The 1,561-nt window shown below is 64.6% G+C and carries 2 pseudogenes; both read right to left on the reverse strand.

Annotated features, from left to right (window positions below):
* Nucleotides 1-297 (reverse strand): annotated as a pseudogene (locus tag V7793_RS37385) (maturase); the annotation flags it as partial.
* A 533-nt stretch (nucleotides 298-830) separates the two neighbouring features.
* Nucleotides 831-1,521 (reverse strand): annotated as a pseudogene (locus tag V7793_RS37390) (IS5 family transposase); the annotation flags it as partial.
* Nucleotides 1,522-1,561: the final 40 nt, after the last annotated feature.

A 1,561-nucleotide genomic window follows, 5' to 3' on the forward strand; every position in this document is an offset into this window, starting at 1 on the left:
CAGGCCCAGCGGACGCGTCTTCCCGTTCTTCTTCGGGATGTGAACGCGCCGGACCGGACGGAAACGGTATCGCTCGTGGCGCATCGCTTCGATGATCCGGCTGATCTTCCGCTGAGACATGCCGTCCACAGTTTCCGGCGTGACCCCGGGCGTCATCGCGCCATGGTTGGCGTAGATACGTCCGTAGGCCATCAGATACAACTGCGGGTTGAACAGCTGTCGATACAGCTCTGTGCACGGCAGGCCTCGCCTGCCGCGGTCACGCAGGACACCCAGCACCGTTTCGGCGCTCTGCATTTCGCATACCTCCCGAGTCGCGGGTGTCCGAATCACCTGGCCCTCTTCGCCCTGCGGACGGCTTTCCCGTCCTCCCTGGCCGGGCGTGACTCCGGCGACTACTACGGGGCCTCCGTCGCCATAGGACTCGCGTCCCGTAGGCGATCCCACGTTCGTCCCTGCTTGTACGTTCTAGCGCGACGTAGGCGTCCCACTCATCTCCTTGAATGTCCTCGCTGGACATCGCTCCGCGCTCCGGAGGTGCACCGGCCGACCAATATATGCCGATGCAGAGTGCGGCGTCGGTTTCAGCTGCCTTTCCGACGGATGGGAACTTGCATCTTCTGGAGATTGGGCTTCAAGCAATTCAGCCTTCGCCATATCGCGCGGGCCACCCAGTACCCCGTCCCTGGCAACTGGACCCAGTCACTGGTTTTCTGACATGCTCTTGTCCCCTTCACCTTTCGGCTATAGGTAAGTCATCTGGCCCAAGAATCTCCTTCCGAATTCCTCCCGGCTCAACCGGGGATACAAACAGGGCGCCTCGTGGCGCACATCGTCCGCTCGATTACCCAACGGCGTCGGCCAAGGCGTTCGCTGCACTCGGTGCCCTTGTGGGCGATGCGGACGCCGATGTGCTTGCCCCACAGCCATTTGCGCAGGTGGGGAACGTCGTAGGCCTTGTCGGCGTGGAGGCGCTGGGGTTTGAAGTGCCGGCCGCGGTGGGGGTCGTGTCTCGTTTGGTGACCGGCCACCATGGGCTTCAGGGCTTCGCTGTCGTGGGTGTTGGCGGCGGAGCCACCGACGACGAGGGGCAGCCCGTTCTGGTCCGACAGGATGTGCATCTTGGAACCCGGCTTGCCTCGGTCCACGGGCGACGGGCCTGTGAGTTCGCCCCCTTTTTCGCCCTGACGTGAGCGGAGTCGAGGACGACGCGGGTCACGTCGACCAGCCCGGCGTCGTCGAGCAGGTGCAGGACCGCCTCGTGCAGCTGGCCCCACACCCCGGCCCGCGACCAGATGAGGAATCTGCGGTGACGGTCGACTTCGAGACCCCGAAACAGGGAGGCAGGGCCCGCCAGGCACAGCTGCTGACCAGCACGTACACGATCGCGGCAAACAAGGTCTCATCAGGCGTGTTCGGTGTCCCGCCGCCCTGCGGGCGCACCCGGCCCGGCGGGATCAGCGGCTTCGCGATCTCCCACAACCCGTCCGGAACGATCCAACTCCACGTACCCCGCCCCATGCACGATCAACGTCCGACTCACCACATAGGACACGCTCTA

The organism is Streptomyces sp. KLMMK, assembly GCF_036961605.1.
Classification (GTDB): Bacteria; Actinomycetota; Actinomycetes; order Streptomycetales; family Streptomycetaceae; genus Streptomyces; species Streptomyces telluris.